This window comes from Noviherbaspirillum sp. (assembly GCF_035654295.1).
Lineage (GTDB): Bacteria > Pseudomonadota > Gammaproteobacteria > Burkholderiales > Burkholderiaceae_D > Noviherbaspirillum.
On record NZ_DASRXF010000089.1, the window covers coordinates 24,267 to 41,365 of the forward strand.

Sequence of the window (17,099 nt, forward strand, 5' to 3'; positions counted from 1 at the left end):
GGGTTGTACTCTGACGGTACGTCGATTTTTTCTGGCTATATTAGAACCGAGTTCAGGGACAGGATCACCTTCGTATTTCTACTTAGTGATCAGACATGCCTGAATTACATCATCCGGCTCTTGGCCAGCGGCGGGTTCTTGGCGAAGTACTTGCGGATGCCCTTGAGGATGGCGTCCGCCATCTGGTCCTGGTAGGCATCGTCGGTCAGCTTCGATTCCTCTTCAGGATTGGAGATGAATGCGGTTTCGATCAGGATGCTCGGGATGTCGGGCGCCTTGAGCACCGCGAAGCCCGCCTGTTCCACCGCATTCTTGTGCAGGCGGTTGATGCCGCCGATTTCATTGAGCACCGCCTTGCCGACCTTCAGGCTGTCGTTGATCTGCGCCGTGGTCGTGAGGTCGAGCAGCACGTGCGCGAGCTGGCGGTCGTGCGATTTGATGTTCACGCCGCCGATCAGGTCGGCCGCATTTTCCTTGTTGGCCAGCCAGCGCGCGGCGGTCGACGACGCGCCTTTTTCAGACAGCACGAACACCGAGGAGCCGCGTGCCGTCGCTTCGATCCACGCATCCGCATGGATGGAGACGAACAGGTCGGCCTGCACCTTGCGCGCCTTTTGCACGCGGGTGTGCAGCGGGACGAAATAGTCGCCGTCGCGCGTGAGCATCACGCGCATGTTGGGCTGGTTCTCGATCTTGTTCTTCAGGCGCTTGGCGATCGCCAGCACCACATCCTTCTCGCGGCTGCCGGCACGTCCGATGGCGCCGGGGTCTTCGCCACCATGGCCCGGGTCGAGCGCGATGGTGACCATGCGCGTGGTCGTCGTTGCCTTATCTTCCTTGCCATCAGCCTTGGCGGCCGGCGCTTCCGGTTGCGCGGGCAAGGGTTCAGGTTGGATGTCGGCGAGGGGCGGCTTCACTTCGGCAGGCTGCTTGTCCCATTCGCCTTTCTGGATCAGCGCGAGGATGGGATCGGGCGGATTGACCGGGTAGAGATCGAAGATCAGCCGGTGGCGGTATTCGCCGACCGGAGCAAGCGTGAAGACCTGCGGGTTGACCTCTTCCTTCAGATCGAACACCAGGCGCACCACGTTCGGCCGGTTCTGGCCCACGCGCACCTGCTTGATGTAGGGATCGTTCGACTGGATCTTCGCGACCAGCTCTTTCAAAGTCGGGTTGAGCTCGAGACCTTCGATATCGACCACCAGCCGTTCCGGGTCCTTGACGATGAAATGGCTGGTCTTGAGGTTGGTATCGTTCTCGAGCGTGACGCGGGTGTAGTCTTCGGCCGGCCAGACGCGCACCGCCAAAATCTGGGCAGCGTGCGAGGGCAGGGGGGCAACAACGGAGAGAAGGAGTGTGCCGCCGGCTTTGAGAATCGTGCGGCGGGTTCCTGATGTCACAGATTTGGTGCGAATTTCAAACGGTCGAGGCATTGACTACCCTGGTCGGTCAACGCCTGCAATTCTATATCACGCCCGGCAACTTTGATGCTCAAAAGCACTTTAATGTCTGGCGCGGGCAACACGCCGGCCGCCTTTTCCGGCCATTCGACGATGCAGATGGTGCTCTGGTTGAAATGCTCGCGGAAGCCGGCATCGAGGAATTCCTCCGGGCTGCCTAGCCGGTAAAGATCGAAATGGATGATTTCCACCGGATCACCGCCGAGACGCACGGTGTACGGTTCGGCCAGCGTGTAGGTCGGGCTCTTGACGTGGCCCGCGTGGCCTGCGGCATGCAGCATGGCCCGGGTGAGGGCCGTCTTGCCGGCGCCGAGGTCGCCTTCCAGGTAGATCGTCAGGCCGGGGGCGAGGGCGCGCGCCAGCGCGGCGCCGAGGGCGGCGGTGCCGGCTTCGTTGTGCAAGTGGGTCTGGAAGTGCTGCATCTCGTAAAATGGCGTCTTTGGTGTTTTTCGCTTTCGTTTCCCGTGCGACCGGGAAATCCTGCCTGTCATGACCGTTTCCGATAACAATCTGTCCACGCTCGCGCTGGCCATCAAGGCGTGGGGACGTGAACTCGGGTTTTCCGACATCGGCATCGCCGACATCGACCTGCGGCATGCGGAAGCCGGCCTGCAGGCGTGGCTGGACGCCGGCTTCCATGGCGACATGGATTATATGGCAGCGCATGGCATGAAGCGCGCCCGGCCGGCGGAACTGGTGCCCGGCACGGTCCGTGTCATCACGGCGCGCATGAATTACCTGCCGCGCGAGGGCGGCGAGCAGTGGCGCGAAACCGAGGCTGCGCGCGCGGCCGAACCGGGGCAGGCCGTGGTGTCCATCTACGCGCGCGGCCGGGACTACCACAAGGTGCTGCGTGCCCGCCTCCAGCAACTGGCGGACCGCATCCGCGCCGAAGTGGGCGAGTTCGGCTACCGCGTGTTCACCGACTCGGCCCCCGTGATGGAGGAAGCGCTGGCCGAGAAGTCGGGGATAGGCTGGCGCGGCAAGCACACGCTACTGCTCAGCCGCGAAGCGGGTTCGATGTTTTTCCTTGGCGAGCTGTTCACCGACCTGCCCTTGCCCGTCGATCCGCCGGAGCAGTCGCATTGCGGCCAGTGCCGTGCCTGCATCGACGTCTGCCCGACGCAGGCCATTCTCGGCCCGTACCGGCTGGATGCACGGCGCTGCATCTCCTACCTGACCATCGAGCTCAAGGGCAGCATTCCGGTCGAGCTGCGCCCGCTGATCGGCAACCGCGTCTACGGCTGCGACGATTGCCAGCTCATCTGCCCCTGGAACAAGTTCGCGCAACGCTCGGAGCTGCCCGATTTCGACGTCCGTAACGGGCTCGACGATGTGAGCATGCTCGACCTGTTCGCGTGGGAGGAAGAGGAATTCAACCGGCGCCTGGAGGGCAGTCCGATCCGCCGCATCGGGCATGAGCGCTGGCTGCGCAATCTCGCGATCGGCCTCGGCAACGCTGCTGCCCAGCGCCGCGGCGACCCGGCCATCGTCGCCGCGCTGGAGGCACGCGCCGGGCATCCGTCGGAACTGGTGCGCGAGCACGTCGCCTGGGCGCTCGCCCGGCATCGCTGATCAGCGCGCCAGTGCCAGCCAGACCGGGATGGTGAACACCGACAGCACCGTGCCGGCCGAAATCAGGAATGCCACGAACGGCCCGTTGCCACCCATGCGCGCGGCCAGCACATAGGCGCTGGAAGCGGTCGGCAGGGCGCAGAAGGCGACCGCAATCTGCAGCTGCAAAGGCGGCAGGTTGGCCCAGCGCCCGACGAAATAACCGATCGCCGGCAGCGCCACCAGCTTGACGGCGAGGAAGTAGATCGCCAGTCCCTTCGCCTCGTGCAATCCCGACAGGCGCAGGCCGGCGCCGACCGTCAGCAGGCCGACGGCGATCGAGGCATTCGACATGCGCGACAGCGTGGCGCCGATCACTTCCGGCAATTGCAGCCCCAGCAGGTTGAAGCTCATGCCGGCGGCCGTGGCAATGAGCAGCGGATTCTTCGCCAGTTCTCCCAGCAGGCCGCCGCCGCGATGGACCAGCGCATGCACAGCCGCCATGTTGCAGATGGGGACGGCGAAGCCGATGATCAGGGCCATGAGGGTGGTGCCCTCCTCGCCGGCGAGGCGGGAGGCGATGGCGAGCGCGATGTAGGAATTGAAACGGAAGGCGGTCTGGACGCCCGACTCGAACATCATGGGCGGGCTGCGGAAGAGCGGCTTGGCCAGCCATCCGAGCGCGATGCCGCAGGCCACCCCGACCAGGGCCACCTGCAGCATCTTCCCGGTGGTGTCGAAATCGAAGGCGGTGCGCGAGGTGGTGTAGAACAGCAGCGCCGGGAAGAGGAAGTAGTAGATCAGCTTTTCCAGCCCGCTCCAGAACTGCGGCCCCCAATCCGTGTAGCGCATCAGCAGGAAGCCGAGCAGGATCAGCGCAAAGTCGGGAAAGAGGATGGTGGCGATCGACATGGAGCGGGGCGGGAATGCGATGGAGCCTGCATCTTACCGAGTATTGCGGCGTCCCGCCCTCCGGGATATCGCTTACCGGAGGCCGGGCTTACTTGAGCAGGCGGGCGAGTTCGACGGCCGTCTTCACATTCATCTTGTCGAAGATGTGCGCGCGGTGCACTTCCACCGTGCGCATGCTGATGCCGAGCTCGTCGGCGATCACCTTGTTCATTTTTCCGGCGAGGATGAGGTCGAGGACTTCCCGCTCGCGGATGGACAGGGTCGCCAGGCGGGTGTGCACCTCGGCCGCGGCGCCGGCTTCGCGCGAGGCGGCGAGCGCTTCCTCTACGCGGTCCATCAGCTTGTTGTCGTTGAACGGTTTCTCGAAGAAGTCGAAGGCGCCGCGCTTGAGCTTGTCCACCGCCATGGGCACATCGCCGTGGCCGGTGAGGAAGATCACCGGCAGGCGTGCGGTCAGTCCACGCGTGGCCAGGGTGTCGAACAGCGCCGAGCCGCTCATGTCCGGCATGCGCACGTCGAGCAGCAGGCATTCGCCCTGGGGGTCGAAATCCTTCTTCGCGTCGAGCGCGGCCAGGAAGGCAGTGCCGCTTTCATACGCGACGGTCTCAATGGCACGCGAGCGTGCGAGCCACGTGAGCGAGTCGCGTATTACTTCTTCGTCATCAACGATGTGCAGCATGCTGTCTCCCCGTATGCGGACGCGGGCCGCCCGTCCGTCATCCGTGCATTATAGAGAGTTGTCAGGAGGCAAGGCTAATTCCTGCAGGGCCGCCGGGGCCATTATTGGCCCTCAGTGGCCGATTCCGCCACAGTTTCCGCCAGGACCGGCAGCGAGAACCGGAATATCGTGCCGCCCCCGGGGTTGTTTGCGTGGACCAGCGTCCCGCCGTGGAATTCGACCGTGGTCCTGCAGATGTTCAGGCCCATGCCCATGCCTTCGGCCTTGGTGGAGAAGAAGGGCGAGAACAGCCGTTCCGCGACTTCCTGCGGGATGCCGTGCCCCTGGTCGATGACCGAAATGACAATGCTGCGCTGGCCGCCCGGCTCGGCATCCTGTCCGGCCACGATGCGCAGGATGCGGCGCTCGGGCGCCACGTCCTGCATCGCCTCGATCGCATTGCGCGTCAGGTTCAGCAGCACCTGCTCGAGCATGACGCGGTCGGCGAGGACGCTCGGCAGCTGGGGTGCGACCTGCACCTGGATGGCGACGAAGAATTGCCGTGCCTGCAGTTCGACCAGCGGGATCACGCTGTCGATCAGCGATTGCACAGCGATCGCTTCGCGGCTCGGCTCGCGCCGCTTCACGAAGGTGTGCACGCTGCGGATGATATGCCCGGCGCGCTGCGCCTGGGTGCTTGCCTTTTCCAGCGCGGGCTTGAGCGACTCCGGATCGAAACGGATGCCCTTGGCGACGCTGTTCTCGATCAGGTTGAGGGCGCCTGTGGTGTAGCTAGAAATCGCCGCCAGCGGCTGGTTGAGCTCGTGCGCCAGGGTCGAGGCGATTTCGCCCATGGTCGCCAGGCGCGCGCTGGCCTGCAGCTTTTCCTGCTGGCGCCGGTTCAGGTCTTCCACCCGCTTGCGGTCGGAAATATCGAGGATCGATCCCATCCAGCCCGTCTGCTTGCCGCTGTCGTCCACCAGCGGCGATTCGAAGATCAGCACCGGGAAGCGTTCACCGTTGGAGCGCTGGAAAATGGTTTCGAACTGCGGCGTGACCGTTCCCGCCAAAACGCGTGTGAAGCGCTGCTTGTATTCGTCCATCGCTTCCGGCGCCCAGTAAGGCATCGGCGGCGCCTTGCCCACCAGTTCCTCGGCCGGGATGCCGACCATTTCGCAGAACGCCGGGTTCACGTAAGTGATGCGGCCTTCGAGGTCGCGTGCGCGCAGGCCGGTCATCAGCGAGTTTTCCATCGCTGTCCGGAAGGCGACCTGCTGCCGCAGTGCGCCTTCCGCCGCCAGCCGGCGGTTGATGTCGCGCCAGAGCGCGATCAGGCTCCAGATCAGGCCGATCGAGAGTGCGATGACCGAGCCGACCAGCAGGTTGGGCAGCAGCTTCGGCGCGCTCTTGACGCTGTTGGTGCGCAGGATCAGGTTGGCATAGGGAACGTCGAGCGCCCGGCTGTGGGTGTACACGCCGCGGCCCGGGCCGCCGGCAGCGCGGCGCGCGATCACATTGTCGTCGCCGTCGCTGAGCAGGATCTCGTTATCCTGCGCGAACCACCACGGCACCATTTCATCGAGGATGCTGTTGACGGAATAGCTGGCCACGAGGCTGCCGAGGTACTGCTCGCCGAGATAGAGCGGGACGTGGTAATCCATCAGCATCGGCCCGTTCAGTCCCGGCGGCGGGGCGGGCTGGCTGTAGTGCGGTGTCTTGGTGGCCCGCGCGCGTTCCGCCGTGATGCGCGAATTCGACGAAAAATCGGTCAGTGCGATGGAGGAATCGTCGGTGGAAACCACGGTCTTCCCCTGCGCGTCGAGCCAGACGATGCGGTTCAGTTCGCGATTGTTGCGGATCAGGACGGCCATGCGATCCTGCAAGCGCTTGCCGGAAAGATAACCGGTGCTGATTTCATTGCCGATCAGGCGGATGCTGTCTTCGTTGCGGTCGAGCTGGAAGCGGATGGTCTGTTCCACCCACAGGGTGTCGGCGATCAGCTGCTCCTGGCGCTCGGTCGCCTCCATCTGCTGCGCCTGCCAGGGCAGCCACAGCAAGGTCGACACAAAGAGCATCACCAGCAGCATCGGGACCAGCCAGTGCCAGATCCGCCTGCGGCCGGGGAAGCCGAAACTGAACAGCGATGCAAGTTGTTTGTTGAGCATGGTCGGGCGGGGCAATGCGGGTTCTTGACAGGTTCAAGTGTAGCCCACCGCCAAGCCGCCTTGCTGGCTTGCGATTGTGGTTATCCACAGTTGTTGCCGCAGATGGCGGCGGGGAGAATGATTCGACCGGAAGTCTATCCCTACCCTGAGCACGGAATCCCCTCATGAATCTGGTTGCGTGGTTTGCCGCAATTGCTGTCATCTTTTCCAGCGCCCAAGCCCGGGCAGAAGCACCCTCGCAGGCGCCCATCGTCATCAAGTTCAGCCATGTCGTCGCCGCCGACACGCCCAAGGGCAAGGCTGCCGAACGCTTCAAGCAGCTCGCCGAAAAGGCGACCGGCGGCCGCGTTCGTGTCGACGTCCATCCCAACAACCAGCTCTACAAGGACAAGGAAGAGCTGGAGGCGCTGCAATTGGGCGCGGTGCAGATGCTCGCGCCTTCGCTCGCCAAGTTCGGCCCGCTCGGCGTGCGCGAATTCGAAGTCTTCGATCTGCCGTATATTTTCCCGTCGAAAGAAGTGCTGTACCGGGTGACCGAAGGGCCGGTCGGCCAGGGGCTGTTGAAGAAGCTGGAGTCCAAGGGCATCACCGGCCTGGCGTTCTGGGATAACGGCTTCAAGGTCATGTCGTCCAACAAGCCGCTCAGGACGCCAGCCGATTTCAAGGGCCTGAAGATGCGCATCCAGCCGTCGAAAGTCCTCGATGCGCAGATGCGCGCGCTCGGCGCGAGCCCGCAGGCGCTGTCCTTCAACGAGGTCTACCAGGCGCTGCAGAGCGGCGTGGTCGACGGCACGGAAAACCCGCCGTCCAACTTCTACACGCAGCGCATGCATGAAATGCAGCGCCACCTGACCGTTTCCAATCACGGTTATCTCGGCTATGCCGTCATCGTCAACAAGAAATTCTGGGACGGCCTGCCGTCCGGCATACGCACGGCGCTGGAAGGGGCGATGAGGGAAGCGACGGTCTACGCCAATGCGATCGCGCAGAAGGAAAATGAAGAGGCGCTCGAAGCGATCCGCAAATCCGGCAAGACGACGATCTACGTCTTGTCGGACAAGGAAAGAGAAGAGTGGCGCCGGGCGCTTTTGGCCGTGCACCGGGAAATGGAGCCGCGCATCGGCAAGGATTTGCTGGCGGAAGTGTACCGGGCGGCATCGGTCTACGCCGGCAGATAAGGCGCGAAAATCCGGAACGGCGGGACGCGGGATTCCGGCTTTTCACATTGCATGCATGGGGGCAGGAAAGGAAAGCGGATGTAAATCAACGGGTTGCGTCACTTGGCCGCGTTGGCACGAAGAATGCAAAAGACACCAGGCATCATTAATATGACGGGTGCGACCTGTCATGAATCCAAGTTGAGGAGATAAAAATGAAGTTGAACAAGTTGCTGTTTGCACTCGTATCCGGTCTTGCCATTGCCGCCTCGGCCCAGGCGGACAACTACCCGAGCAAGCCCATCACCCTGATCGTACCGTTCGCTCCGGGCGGCACGACCGACATCGTGGCGCGTATCGTTGCCGACAAGCTGGGCAAGGAACTCGGCCAGAGCGTCGTCGTGGAAAACCGCGGCGGTGGCGGCGGCAGCATCGGCGCGGCGGCGATTTCCAAGGCGAACCCGGACGGCTATACCATCGGCGTCTCGACCGTCTCCACGCACGCCGTCAACGCGGCCTGCAACCCCAAGCTGGGCTACGATCCGATCTCCGGCTTCGCGCCGATCACCAACATGGCGCGCACCCCGAACGTGCTGACGGTGAATTCGAAGTTCCCCGCCCAGGATTTCAAGCAGTTCCTGGAGCAGGTCAAGAAGAGCCCCGGCAAGCTGAACTACGCGACCTCCGGCACCTGCAGCATCCAGCACATGGTCGGCGAGCAGTTCAAGGCTTCCACCGGCACCTTCATCCTGCACATTCCGTACCGCGGCGCGGGCCCGGCGCTCAACGACCTGCTCGGCGGCCAGGTGGACATGATGTTCGACAACCTGCCGTCTTCGATGTCTCACATCCAGTCCGGCAAGCTGCGCCCGCTGGCGATCGCGTGGAACAAGCGTCTCGACGCGCTGCCGAACGTGCCGACCTTCGCCGAGCTCGGCCTGAAGCAGGTGAACGACCCCGCCTGGTATGGCCTGGTCGCCCCGCCGAAGACGCCCGAGGACATCATCAAGAAGCTCAACGCCGCGGCCGTGAAGGTGCTGAACATGCCCGAGGTCAAGGACAGGCTGAAGCAGCAGGGCGCCGAGCCGGTGGGCAATACGCCGGCCGAGCATGCCGCCGAGATCAAGGCTGAACTGGAGAAGATGAAGAACGTCGTCACCAAGCAAGGCATCAAGTTCGACGGCGTCTGATTCGCGCCCAAGCAATGTCGAAAGCCGCCGCCTCGTCACCGGGCCGGCGGCTTTTTTTCATCCGATGTGGTTATCCACGATTGCGAGTCGTGGACAAGAAGGCAATAATTGCAAAGTGCAACCGCAGTGTTCCTTCGGTTTTTCCGCTTGAAAGCCGCTTGTCCGGTTGGCAATATGCGGGATTGCCTGTTTTCGGGCTCTGTCGGCTTCTGTCGACCTTCGCAGCCGGCGTTCTGCCGTCTCCGTGGTTCACTGCCTTTCCGCGTTCAACACATTTAGTTTTTCGAGATCATTATGGACTTCTCTAATCCGCAGTTCTGGGTAGCGCTCATGCAGATCGTCGCCATCGACATCGTGCTGGGCGGCGATAACGCGGTCGTGATCGGGCTGGCCTGCCGACGCCTGCCGGAGAAACAGCGCAAGCTCGGCATCTTCTGGGGCATGGTCGGCGCCATCGGTCTGCGCGTCGTTCTGATCCTGTTCGCCGTGACCCTGCTCGCCGTTCCCTACCTGAAACTCGTCGGCGCCGCGCTGCTGCTGTGGATCGGCATCAAGCTGCTGCTGCCGGAACACGACGAAGGCGGACACAACATCGAAGCCGGCGCGACCCTGGCCGCGGCCATCAAGACCATCATCGTCGCCGACGCCGTCATGAGCCTCGATAACGTCATCGCGATCGCCGGCGCAGCCAAAGACAGCAAGTTCCTGATCGTCTTCGGCCTGCTGCTCAGCATCCCGATCATCATGCTCGGCAGCCAGCTCGTGATCCGCCTGATGGACCGCTTCCCGGTCGTGATCGTGCTCGGCGGCGCGCTGCTTGGATGGATCGCGGGCGGCATGGCAGTCAGCGATGTGGCCGTGCATGACTGGTTCGAAGCGACACTCCCGGCAGCGAAGTGGATCGGCCCGGTGGTCGGCGCGGTGGTGGTGGTCGTCATCGGCAAGATGCTGGCGGCGCGAGCGGAGGCAAAGGAGAAGGTGCCGCTGGAAGACCTTGCTGCCGAAAAATCCGAAGGCAGCCGCGCCAAATGAGCGTTGGCCAGCTTCACAATAAACAACTCTCATTCGGAGAAGAGCGATGCTGAAAGTACTATTGGCGGTTGATGGTTCCGACACCTCGTTGCGTGCGGTAGCGCATGTGGCCAAGCGTGCGGCCGCCGGCAAGGATGGATACCAGGTGCACCTGGTGAACGTGCAGTATCCGCTGCACGGCGGTGTCTCCACCTTCGTCGATGCCGGCCAGATCAAGCAATACCACCACGAAGAGGGCATGAAGGTGCTGGACGCCTCCCGCCAGCCGCTCGAGGCCGCCGGCGTGCCTTTCGAGCAGCACCTGTTCGTGGGCGAGCCGGCGGAAGTGATCACCCGTTTCGCCAAGGAGCAGGGCTGCGACGAAATCATCATCGGCACCCGCGGCCTGTCCGGTATTTCCAGCCTCCTGGTCGGCTCCGTCGCGACCAAGATCATCCACCTGGCCGACGTGCCGGTGTTGCTCGTCAAATAATCTTTCTCTCCAGGCGGCCGGCGCATCTGCCGGCCGCCTTCCTCCCGCATTCATTGATTCTTTGCCAAGCTGCGGCGAGAGCGCCCGCGCTTTCACTGCGGCTTTCCACAATTGTTTAGAGAATGGCCACTCGCAATAATGGTGCATCGAGGCACGCTGCCGCCTTGTTTTTGTGCGCGCGAATGCATCTCCGTCCGGAGTGAATTCGCACAACAGATCTTTTCGTGTATCAAATACCAATTATTGGAGGAGTGACACTCATGAATCTCAAGCCTTTGCGCTTCCTCGCAGGTCTTGCCCTGGTCGCCAGCACCGCTGCTTATGCACAGTCCTATCCGGCCAAGACGGTCACCGTGATCGTCCCGTTCGCTGCGGGCGGCCCGACCGATACGGTTGCGCGCCTCGTCGCCCAGTCGATGAGCAAGACGCTCGGCCAGCAAGTGATCATCGAAAACGTCGGCGGTGCCGGCGGCACGATCGGCGCGGCCCGTGTGGCCAAGGCCGACCCGGACGGCTACACCCTGTTGCTGCACCACATCGGCCAGTCCACCGCGCCGGCGCTCTATCGCAAACTGTCGTATAACGCCCTGGACAGCTTCGAGCCTATCGGCCTGATCACCGACGTGCCGATGACCTTCGTCGCCCGCAAGGACTTCCCGGCCAAGGACTTCAAGGAACTGCTCTCCTACGTCAAGGCCAACAAGCAAAAGGTGACCTATGCCAACGCCGGCGTGGGTTCCGCATCGCATCTTTGCGGCATGCTCTTCATGAGCGCCATCGACACCGAACTGACCACGGTTCCCTACAAGGGCACCGGCCCGGCGATGAACGACCTGCTCGGCGGCCAGGTGGATTTCATGTGCGACCAGACCACCAACACCACCAGCCAGATCAAGAGCGGCAAGATCAAGGCCTACGGCGTGACCACCAAGTCGCGCGTGCCGTCGCTGCCCGACCTGCCGACGCTGCATGAAGCCGGCCTGGCGAACTTCGAAGTCGCCGTGTGGCACGGCCTGTACGCGCCCAAGGGCACGCCGAAGGCTGCCGTCGACACGCTCTCCAAGGCACTCCAGGTTGCGCTGAAGGATCCTAACGTCAAGCAGCGCTTCGGCGAACTGGGCACGGAGCCGGTTGCCGAAGCCCGCGCAACGCCGGATGCACACCGCAGCTTCCTGAAGGCGGAAATCGACAAGTGGAGCCCGATCATCAAGAAGGCCGGCGTCTACGCTGACTGATCACCCGCATTTCCCGCTGTAGCGACATTGCTGTAAACGGCACGCCGCCGGGGCAACCCCGGCGGCGTGCCGCGGCCTAATGGAATCTAGATCCGGCGGCCGGAAAATGGGATAAGATGCCTTGACCCGCCCTGGGTAAACACTGCGGCGAGACCGAAGGCACCACTCCCATCGATCCAATAAGTAGAAGGAGATACGCTTTGCCATCGTTCATTCGCGGCCCCAAGGACTTCTGGTCCGGGGTCATTTTCGTCATCTTCGGGCTTGCCGCCGTCATCATCGGCCGCGACTACTCGATGGGCACCGCCGGAAGGATGGGGCCGGCTTACTTCCCCACCATTCTCGGCGGCTTGCTGACCCTGATCGGATTGATCGGCGTGGTCCGCTCCATGGTCAGGACCGGCAGTCCGATCGGCCGCTTCGCCATTCGCGAAATCCTCCTGGTCTTATTCTCGGTGGTGGTGTTCGGCCTGCTGGTGCGCGGCGCCGGCCTTGCGCTCAGCGTCGTCCTGGTCGTCGTGATCAGCGGCATCGCCAGCACCAAGTTCAAGCTTGGGCCCTACGTGCTCCTCGGTGTCGGCATGTCGGTATTCTGCGTGCTGCTGTTCGTCAAGGCGCTCGGCCTGCCGATGCCCATGTTCGGGCCGTGGCTCGGTTTCTAAGGGAAAGACGTCATGGAAATTCTCAACAACCTGGCGCTCGGTTTCGATACCGCTCTGACCCTGACCAACCTGATGTACTGCCTGATGGGGGTGTTCTTCGGCACCGCGGTCGGCGTGCTGCCCGGCCTCGGCCCGGTGGCCACCATCGCGATGCTGCTGCCGGCGACCTTCTCGCTGCCGCCGGTCTCGGCGCTGATCATGCTGGCCGGTATCTACTACGGCGCGCAATACGGCGGCTCCACCACCGCCATCCTGGTCAACCTGCCCGGCGAGTCCTCCTCAGTGGTGACCGCGCTCGACGGCCACCAGATGGCAAAGAACGGCAATGCCGGCAAGGCACTGGCGACCGCGGCGATCGGCTCCTTCTTCGCCGGCACCGTCGCCACCGTGCTGCTGGCACTGTTTGCCCCGCCGCTGGCCGAACTGGCGCTGAACTTCGGCCCGGCCGAATACTTCTCGCTGATGGTGCTGGGCCTGGTTGCTTCCGTCGTGCTCGCACATGGTTCGTTGCTGCGCGCCATCGGCATGATCATCCTCGGCCTGTTGCTGGGCCTGGTCGGCACCGACGTTAACTCGGGCACGCCGCGCTACACCTTCGACCTGCCGCAGCTGGCCGACGGCATCAACTTCGTTGTCGTGGCGATGGGCATGTTCGGCCTCGGCGAAATCATCTCCAACCTCGAGCATGAGGAAAACCGTTCGCTGGTGATGAAGAAGGTGACCGGGCTGATGCCGACCAAGGACGACCTCAAGCGCATCGTGGCACCGATCCTGCGCGGCACCACGCTCGGCTCCATGCTGGGCATCCTGCCGGGCGGCGGCGCAATGCTGGCTTCCTTCGTGTCCTATTCCATCGAGAAGAAGGTATCGAAGAACTCCGCCAACTTCGGCAAGGGTGCGATCGAAGGCGTGGCGGCACCGGAAGCGGCCAACAATGCCGGCGCCCAGACCTCGTTCATCCCGATGCTGACGCTGGGCATCCCGTCCAACCCGGTGATGGCGCTGATGATCGGCGCGATGATCATCCAGGGCATCCAGCCGGGACCGGCGGTGGTGACCGAACAGCCGGCCTTGTTCTGGGGCATCATCGCCTCGATGTGGATCGGCAACTTGTTCCTGATCGTGCTCAACCTGCCGATGATCGGCCTGTGGGTACGCATGATCATGGTGCCGTACCACTTCCTGTTCCCCTGCATCCTGGTGTTCTGCGCGATCGGTGTGTTCTCCCTGAACAACAGCGACTTCGACGTGTTCCTGATGGCGGGCTTCGGCTTGTTCGGCTACATCTGCTCCAAGCTGGAAATGGAGCCGGCGCCGATGCTGCTGGGCTTCATCATCGGCCCGATGATGGAAGAGTACCTGCGCCGCGCGCTGCTGCTGTCGCGCAGTGATCCGATGGTGTTCCTGCAGCGGCCGATCTCGGCCACCATGCTGGTGCTGGCCGCGCTGGCGATGATGGTCGTGCTCAGCCCGAACCTGCGCAAGAAGCGCGAGGAAGCCTTCGAGGAGTAAGCAGGATGGCATCATGACAATCGGCGTGTTCCGGAAACGGACACGCCGATTTTCTTTATGGGACGCAAGCCCGCGCGCATGCGGATACGCGACGCGTTTTGATTTATCCTAACGCCATGCATCCATCCTCAAACACCGCATTGTTCGCCGCCATCGTCGAGGCGCCGTTCGGCGCGATAGGCATCCGGACGGAGGCCGGCGCGATCCGCGAACTCGTGTACCTGCCGCGCAGCTTCAACGAGAAGGCGCCGACAGACGATTTGTCCGAGCGCGCCGCCCGGCAGGTCGAACGCTACCTGCAAGAACCCGATTTCCGCTTCGACCTGCCGCTGGCCGAGGCCGGCACGGCCTTCCAGCGCCGCGTGTGGGATGTCATCTCGGGCATTCCCCGCGGCGACGTCCTGACCTATGGCCAGGTCGCTAAGCTGATCCGCTCGGCGCCGCGCGCGGTCGGTCAGGCATGCGGCGCGAACTGGTATCCGCTCGTCGTCCCCTGCCACCGCGTGACCGCATCCGGCGGCCTGGGCGGGTTTTCCAACCATGACGACGAGACCGGGTTCCACCTCGGCGTCAAGCGCTGGCTGCTTGCCCACGAGGGCGTCAAGGGCTATTGATGACGGAAGCGCCTACGGCAAGCCAGTCGCCCATCGACGAGTTCTGCGACACCCTGTGGCTGGAAGACGGCCTGGCCAGGAATACCCTCGACGCATATCGGCGCGACATGACCCTGTTTGCCGCCTGGCTGGACGCCGAGAAGGGCAAGGGTCTGTATGCCGCGTCGGACACCGATATCAATGCCTATTTCGCCGCCCGCCATGCGGAGACGAAGGCGACCTCGGCCAATCGGCGCCTCGCCGTGCTCAAGCGCTTCTACCAGCTTGCCTTGCGGCAGAATCGCATTTCCGCCGATCCTTGTCTCAAGATCAAATCCGCCAAGCAGGCGCCGCGCTATCCGAAAACCCTGTCGGAGGCGCAGGTCGAAGCCTTGCTCGGCGCACCGGACGTGAACACGCCGCTTGGCCTGCGCGACCGGACCATGCTCGAACTGATGTATGCCAGCGGCTTGCGGGTATCGGAACTGGTGTTGCTCAAGACACTCGAAGTGGGCATGAACGAGGGCGTGCTGCGCATCACGGGCAAAGGCAGCAAGACGCGGCTGGTGCCGTTCGGGGAAGAGGCGCGCGGGTGGATCGAGCGCTACCTGAAGGAAGGACGCCCCGCGATCCTCAACGGCCAGGTCGACGACGCGCTGTTCGTCACGGCGCGCGGGGCGGGCATGACGCGCCAGATGTTCTGGACGCTGATCAAGAAATACGCGCTGCGGGCAGCGATCAACGCCCCCCTGTCGCCGCACACGCTGCGCCACGCGTTCGCCACGCACCTGCTGAACCACGGCGCGGATCTGCGCGTGGTGCAGTTGCTGCTCGGTCACGCGGACATCTCGACGACGCAGATCTACACCCATGTGGCGCGCGAGCGGTTGAAGAAGCTGCATGCCATGCACCATCCGCGGGGATAGGCCGAGGCCGGGCGCGAGATGAAAATCCTCCTCAACATCATCGGCTGCATCGCCGTCGTGCTGGCGATACTCGGGATTTTCCTCCCGCTGTTGCCGACTACTCCCTTCCTGCTGCTGGCTTCCGCCTGCTTCGTGCGCGGCTCCGACCGCATGCACCGCTGGCTGCGCTATCACCCGGTGTTCGGCGAATACCTCCGCAACTTCGAGGACAAGCGGGCGCTGCCCTTGCGCGCCAAGATCGTCGCGCTCGTCATGCTCTGGGTGTCCATGAGCTACTCGATCTACCTGGTCCGGCCGCTGCTGCTCAAGATCATGCTGCTGGCGATCGCCACCGGCGTGACGGTGATGATCCTGCGCCTGAAAACACTCGAGGCCGTCGAAGCGGAACATCGGCCGCAGCGCAGAAACGAGTAGGGCGCCGGTCTTGATCATTCCGAGAATCGCGGCAGGAAAGCATTGCTTTATCTCAATTTGACCCTTCGGCTAACTGGTACATTGGTACGTCAGTGAATTTTTCCGGACTACCGACATGGAAAGCCTGCGTACCATTTCCTATCTCATCCTCGTCGCCGCCACCTTCGCGGCCACCTACTTTGTCAGCCACATCTAAGGCCGCTGCACGCCCCTGAGGGGAAGCTGCAACGACGGCGACGGGCGAAAAAAAAACGGGCCCTGAGGCCCGTTTCCCACTCCCTTGCGGGGATTACCTGCGTGCGCGGCTGCCCGTCTTTTCGGCTGCCTGCGTGAACTGGCTGACTGCCGAATTCATGTTCGCTTCCATGACTTCGACCGCCTGCTTGGTGGTCTTGCTGAACTGCTCGTAGCCGGCGTTTGCATTGCCGAGCGCGGTCTTCACGATGGCAATCACATTCTCCGTGCCGGCCGGTGCGTTCTTGGAGACATCGTCTACCAGGGCGCTCATCTTGCGGCCGGTTTCGGCGATCTGCTCTTCCGCGGTGCGGGTGAGCTCAGCCTGCGCGCTGGTGGCGATGCCGGCGAGGTGACGGCCATAGGCGATCGCCTTGGCTGCGGTCGGCTGCGCCTGGGCAGCGGTCAGCGAGAAGAACTCTTGCGGGTCCTTGGCGCTGAGCAGCTGGCGGGCGGCGATCGAGGAATCCTCGAGCGAGGCCTTGGCCACGTTCAGGTTCAGGTCGACAACCTTTTCCACGCTTTCGAATGCCTTGCTGGTCAGGTTGGTCAGCAGGGACAGTTGGGCTTCGAAGTTGGCCTTGGCGGCACTGGAAAACTGTTCGGGAAGGGTAAACATTGATTCGCTCCTTTGGATGTATTCGGAATATCGGGGCCGGCGCTATTGTGCGCCGCAACAATTCATATTTTAAGGTCGACCTCCTCAAAGTCAAGCTCTTTTTTGTGCGCCGCACAAAATTCTTTTTCACTTGAGCAACCCGGGGGCGCCTTGCGCTTTTTACCATGGCTCGCCGCAGTGCAGCATGCGTCGGCCGGATTTTCGGCAGCTTTGTTGAGCATGCGCAAACCGGTTGCTGTTTAGTCAACAACTGCACTGTTCCACTAGAGGCGCGCCTTCAAAAATTATGGGAGGCAGCTGTCAG

Annotated in this window: 17 protein-coding genes; 11 read left to right on the forward strand and 6 right to left on the reverse strand. The window is 63.1% G+C overall.

The annotated features are described in order from the left end of the window. Nucleotides 1-104: 104 nt before the first annotated feature. Nucleotides 105-1,433, reverse strand: coding sequence for an N-acetylmuramoyl-L-alanine amidase (locus VFF99_RS09555; RefSeq protein WP_325017256.1), 1,329 nt, complete (start codon nucleotides 1,431-1,433; stop codon nucleotides 105-107). Then, nucleotides 1,397-1,882, reverse strand: coding sequence for a tRNA (adenosine(37)-N6)-threonylcarbamoyltransferase complex ATPase subunit type 1 TsaE (gene tsaE / locus VFF99_RS09560; protein WP_325017305.1), 486 nt, complete (start codon nucleotides 1,880-1,882; stop codon nucleotides 1,397-1,399). Before tsaE ends, VFF99_RS09555 begins: the two co-directional genes overlap by 37 nt. Nucleotides 1,883-1,949: 67 nt before the next feature. Here tsaE and queG point away from each other — a divergent pair, with 67 nt between their 5' ends. Beyond that, on the forward strand, nucleotides 1,950-3,035 hold the full coding sequence (gene queG / locus VFF99_RS09565; protein ID WP_325017258.1) for a tRNA epoxyqueuosine(34) reductase QueG: 1,086 nt from the start codon (nucleotides 1,950-1,952) through the stop codon (nucleotides 3,033-3,035). Here the strand turns inward: queG and VFF99_RS09570 are convergent, their stop codons facing one another. From VFF99_RS09570 to VFF99_RS09580, 3 genes are all read right to left on the reverse strand, one after another. After that, the gene (locus VFF99_RS09570; protein WP_325017260.1) at nucleotides 3,036-3,926 is read right to left on the reverse strand and encodes an AEC family transporter; all 891 of its coding nucleotides are present in this window, start codon (nucleotides 3,924-3,926) and stop codon (nucleotides 3,036-3,038) included. It abuts the gene before it with no gap. A gap of 88 nt (nucleotides 3,927-4,014) precedes the next feature. After that, nucleotides 4,015-4,605 carry a response regulator transcription factor gene (locus VFF99_RS09575; RefSeq protein ID WP_325017262.1) on the reverse strand — a complete coding sequence of 197 codons (591 nt, stop codon included), beginning with the start codon at nucleotides 4,603-4,605 and terminating at the stop codon, nucleotides 4,015-4,017. A gap of 101 nt (nucleotides 4,606-4,706) precedes the next feature. After that, nucleotides 4,707-6,749, reverse strand: coding sequence for a PAS domain S-box protein (locus VFF99_RS09580; protein ID WP_325017264.1), 2,043 nt, complete (start codon nucleotides 6,747-6,749; stop codon nucleotides 4,707-4,709). Between the two features lie 164 nt (nucleotides 6,750-6,913). Between VFF99_RS09580 and VFF99_RS09585 the strand changes: the two genes are divergently transcribed. The 10 genes from VFF99_RS09585 (at nucleotide 6,914) to VFF99_RS09630 (ending at nucleotide 15,942) form a co-directional block, all read left to right on the forward strand. Continuing rightward, the gene (locus VFF99_RS09585) at nucleotides 6,914-7,927 is read left to right on the forward strand and encodes a TRAP transporter substrate-binding protein (RefSeq protein ID WP_325017266.1); all 1,014 of its coding nucleotides are present in this window, start codon (nucleotides 6,914-6,916) and stop codon (nucleotides 7,925-7,927) included. Nucleotides 7,928-8,121: 194 nt separating this feature from the next. Beyond that, nucleotides 8,122-9,096: a tripartite tricarboxylate transporter substrate binding protein BugE gene (locus VFF99_RS09590; RefSeq protein ID WP_325017268.1), complete on the forward strand. Its 975-nt coding sequence runs from the start codon at nucleotides 8,122-8,124 to the stop codon at nucleotides 9,094-9,096. 291 nt (nucleotides 9,097-9,387) lie between these two features. Beyond that, nucleotides 9,388-10,128 (forward strand): TerC family protein, encoded by a 741-nt coding sequence (locus VFF99_RS09595; protein ID WP_414691522.1) that lies wholly within the window; start codon nucleotides 9,388-9,390, stop codon nucleotides 10,126-10,128. 46 nt (nucleotides 10,129-10,174) lie between these two features. Then, nucleotides 10,175-10,600 carry a universal stress protein gene (locus VFF99_RS09600; RefSeq protein ID WP_325017272.1) on the forward strand — a complete coding sequence of 142 codons (426 nt, stop codon included), beginning with the start codon at nucleotides 10,175-10,177 and terminating at the stop codon, nucleotides 10,598-10,600. Nucleotides 10,601-10,860: 260 nt separating this feature from the next. Then, nucleotides 10,861-11,835 carry a tripartite tricarboxylate transporter substrate binding protein BugD gene (locus VFF99_RS09605; protein ID WP_325017274.1) on the forward strand — a complete coding sequence of 325 codons (975 nt, stop codon included), beginning with the start codon at nucleotides 10,861-10,863 and terminating at the stop codon, nucleotides 11,833-11,835. A gap of 200 nt (nucleotides 11,836-12,035) precedes the next feature. Next, nucleotides 12,036-12,497, forward strand: a complete 462-nt coding sequence (locus VFF99_RS09610) for a tripartite tricarboxylate transporter TctB family protein (RefSeq protein WP_325017276.1) — start codon at nucleotides 12,036-12,038, stop codon at nucleotides 12,495-12,497. Between the two features lie 12 nt (nucleotides 12,498-12,509). Further along, on the forward strand, nucleotides 12,510-14,009 hold the full coding sequence (locus VFF99_RS09615; RefSeq protein ID WP_325017278.1) for a tripartite tricarboxylate transporter permease: 1,500 nt from the start codon (nucleotides 12,510-12,512) through the stop codon (nucleotides 14,007-14,009). A gap of 116 nt (nucleotides 14,010-14,125) precedes the next feature. Then, entirely contained in the window at nucleotides 14,126-14,623 is a 498-nt protein-coding gene (locus VFF99_RS09620) for a methylated-DNA--[protein]-cysteine S-methyltransferase (RefSeq protein ID WP_325017280.1), read from the forward strand. Next, nucleotides 14,623-15,528 (forward strand): site-specific tyrosine recombinase XerD, encoded by a 906-nt coding sequence (gene xerD, locus VFF99_RS09625; protein ID WP_325017282.1) that lies wholly within the window; start codon nucleotides 14,623-14,625, stop codon nucleotides 15,526-15,528. The genes VFF99_RS09620 and xerD overlap by 1 nt, the downstream gene beginning before the upstream one ends. Nucleotides 15,529-15,546: 18 nt before the next feature. Further along, a complete protein-coding gene (locus VFF99_RS09630) occupies nucleotides 15,547-15,942 on the forward strand; it encodes a YbaN family protein (RefSeq protein WP_325017283.1) in 396 nt (131 codons plus the stop codon). A gap of 289 nt (nucleotides 15,943-16,231) precedes the next feature. Here VFF99_RS09630 and VFF99_RS09635 read toward each other — a convergent pair whose 3' ends face one another. Next, complete coding sequence (locus VFF99_RS09635) at nucleotides 16,232-16,795, reverse strand: phasin family protein (RefSeq protein ID WP_325017285.1); 564 nt, start codon at nucleotides 16,793-16,795, stop codon at nucleotides 16,232-16,234. Nucleotides 16,796-17,099 lie beyond the last annotated feature (304 nt).

Excerpts from the sequence above, each read along its gene's own strand:
- VFF99_RS09555 (WP_325017256.1), bottom strand. The coding sequence starts at position 1,433 with ATGCCTCGACCGTTTGAAATTCGCACCAAATCTGTGACATCAGGAACC.
- tsaE (WP_325017305.1), bottom strand. The coding sequence starts at position 1,882 with ATGCAGCACTTCCAGACCCACTTGCACAACGAAGCCGGCACCGCCGCC.
- queG (WP_325017258.1), top strand. The coding sequence starts at position 1,950 with ATGACCGTTTCCGATAACAATCTGTCCACGCTCGCGCTGGCCATCAAG.
- VFF99_RS09570 (WP_325017260.1), bottom strand. The coding sequence starts at position 3,926 with ATGTCGATCGCCACCATCCTCTTTCCCGACTTTGCGCTGATCCTGCTC.
- VFF99_RS09575 (WP_325017262.1), bottom strand. The coding sequence starts at position 4,605 with ATGCTGCACATCGTTGATGACGAAGAAGTAATACGCGACTCGCTCACG.
- VFF99_RS09580 (WP_325017264.1), bottom strand. The coding sequence starts at position 6,749 with ATGCTCAACAAACAACTTGCATCGCTGTTCAGTTTCGGCTTCCCCGGC.
- VFF99_RS09585 (WP_325017266.1), top strand. The coding sequence starts at position 6,914 with ATGAATCTGGTTGCGTGGTTTGCCGCAATTGCTGTCATCTTTTCCAGC.
- VFF99_RS09590 (WP_325017268.1), top strand. The coding sequence starts at position 8,122 with ATGAAGTTGAACAAGTTGCTGTTTGCACTCGTATCCGGTCTTGCCATT.
- VFF99_RS09600 (WP_325017272.1), top strand. The coding sequence starts at position 10,175 with ATGCTGAAAGTACTATTGGCGGTTGATGGTTCCGACACCTCGTTGCGT.
- VFF99_RS09605 (WP_325017274.1), top strand. The coding sequence starts at position 10,861 with ATGAATCTCAAGCCTTTGCGCTTCCTCGCAGGTCTTGCCCTGGTCGCC.
- VFF99_RS09615 (WP_325017278.1), top strand. The coding sequence starts at position 12,510 with ATGGAAATTCTCAACAACCTGGCGCTCGGTTTCGATACCGCTCTGACC.
- VFF99_RS09620 (WP_325017280.1), top strand. The coding sequence starts at position 14,126 with ATGCATCCATCCTCAAACACCGCATTGTTCGCCGCCATCGTCGAGGCG.
- xerD (WP_325017282.1), top strand. The coding sequence starts at position 14,623 with ATGACGGAAGCGCCTACGGCAAGCCAGTCGCCCATCGACGAGTTCTGC.
- VFF99_RS09630 (WP_325017283.1), top strand. The coding sequence starts at position 15,547 with ATGAAAATCCTCCTCAACATCATCGGCTGCATCGCCGTCGTGCTGGCG.
- VFF99_RS09635 (WP_325017285.1), bottom strand. The coding sequence starts at position 16,795 with ATGTTTACCCTTCCCGAACAGTTTTCCAGTGCCGCCAAGGCCAACTTC.